Source organism: Streptomyces phytophilus (assembly GCF_013870535.1).
Lineage (GTDB): Bacteria > Actinomycetota > Actinomycetes > Streptomycetales > Streptomycetaceae > Streptomyces > Streptomyces phytophilus.
In genome coordinates this window covers 1-1,241 of record NZ_JACBXC010001550.1, presented here as the reverse complement: position 1 = coordinate 1,241, position 1,241 = coordinate 1, and the positions used below count along the sequence as shown (strand labels likewise).

2 protein-coding genes are annotated in these 1,241 nt (G+C 74.6%); both read left to right on the top strand.

The window, feature by feature from the left end; translation table 11 throughout:
• A partial coding sequence (locus H5J30_RS37585; RefSeq protein WP_181791693.1) for an acyl carrier protein occupies positions 1-371 on the top strand: 371 nt, incomplete at its 5' end.
• 60 nt (positions 372-431) lie between these two features.
• The coding region (locus H5J30_RS34140) for an AAA family ATPase (RefSeq protein WP_220189618.1) at positions 432-1,241 on the top strand (810 nt) is incomplete at its 3' end.

The window sequence follows — 1,241 nt, the reverse complement described above, 5'->3', positions numbered from 1 at the left end:
TGCTGCTGGGGCTGGTCCGCTCCCAGGCGGGCACCGTCCTGCGGCACGGCACCGCGCACGAGATCGCGCCCGACCGCCCCTTCCGGGAGCTGGGGTTCGACTCCCTCACCGCGGTGGAGCTGCGCAACCGGCTCACCGCCGCGGCGGGCGTGCTGCTGCCGAGCACGGTGGTGTTCCGGCACCCGACCCCGGCCGAGCTGGCGGACCGCCTGCACGCGGAGCTCTTTCCACCCGGCCCCGGGCCCGCCGGGTCCTCCGGTACCACCGCGCCGGGTCCGGAAGCGGGGGGCGCGGCCGGGGAGGCAGAGCGCGTGCCGATCGTTGACGACGAACTGCTCGCCCTCATCGACAAGGCTGTGGAGGGCGGGTGACGAGTCGGCGACCCCGACTCGTCCGCACCGACAATGGGTCACCGACGGGGGAAGGACTTCATGCGCTCAGCAGACGTGCCGTTGATCGAGCGGGAACACGAACTCGCGGTCATCGAAAGCGCGATCACGCGATGCCGCCGCGGCGCCGGGCAGCTGCTCCTGGTCGAAGGCGCCCCGGGGATGGGCAAGACCGCGCTGCTCGCCGCCCTGCGGCGCAGGTCGGAGGCGGAGGGCTGCCACGTCCTCCAGGCCAGGGGCGACGAGTCGGAGGGGGTCTTCCCGTACGGCGTCGTGCGCCGGCTCTTCGAGGACTGGCTGGCCGCGGCGTCCCCCGACGAGCGGCGCCGGGTGTTCCGGGGACCGGCGGGTCCGGCGCGCCGGCTCTTCGACCACGGGTCCCAGGACCCCCTGCACACCGGCCGGGAGGCCGCGCTCTACTCCGGCGACCGGCAGCACGTACTCCTCAACGGCCTCTACTGGATGTGCGTCCACCTCGCCGAACGCAAGCCCCTGGCGCTGCTGCTCGACGACGTCTGGTGGGGTGACGCCCCCTCCCTGCGCTTCCTGCACTACCTCGCCACCCGGCTGGACAACCGGCCGATCCTGCTCGGCGCCACCACGGACCCCGCCCAGAAGGGGCCCCGCATCGGCGGCGTGCACGCCATCGTCAGCCTCCCCGCAGCGGAGCTGCTGCGCCTCGCCCCGCTCAGTACTTCGGGGGTCGGCGCGTGTCTCGGTACGCGGCTGGGCGAGGCGCCCGGCTCCGCACTCGTGGACGCGTGCCACCGGGCGACCGGCGGCAACCCCTTCCTGCTCCGCGAGCTGATCGACGAACTGGCCGCCGGGGACCCGCCGGACGGCGGTCCGCCC